The 332-nt window shown below is 40.1% G+C and carries 1 protein-coding gene; it reads right to left on the bottom strand.

The window, feature by feature from the left end; genetic code table 11:
- Positions 1-332 (bottom strand): Ig-like domain-containing protein (locus tag OM074_RS21360; RefSeq protein WP_301202736.1); only part of this gene is annotated, 332 nt, incomplete at both ends.

The following is a 332-nucleotide window of genomic DNA, read 5'->3' as shown; positions in this document are numbered from 1 at the left end:
TGATCGCAAGCACCATTTGAATCACATACTTCATATACAAAAGAATCTTCTCCATTAAAGTCGGCATCTGGTGTATAAGTGTATGTTCCATCAGCGTTGATAACTAAACTACCATTGGTTGGCCCTGTTACCGGAGTTGTATTAATGGTTAGTTCATCCCCATCAGGATCGCTGTCATTAGACAATAGTGTTGTTCCATTTAACACGCCATCCTCGTCTACACTTGCAACATCATTGGTGGCAACCGGTGCATTATTATCAGCAATAGCATTAATGGTAATAACTACAGTAGCCTGATCGCAAGCACCATTTGAATCACATACTTCATATAC

Origin of the sequence: Plebeiibacterium marinum, from assembly GCF_026013615.1 — a bacterium.
In the GTDB taxonomy this organism is placed as follows: domain Bacteria; phylum Bacteroidota; class Bacteroidia; order Bacteroidales; family Marinilabiliaceae; genus Saccharicrinis; species Saccharicrinis marinus_A.
Note: the sequence above shows the minus strand (reverse complement) of the source record. Positions and strands in the feature narration are given on the sequence as shown.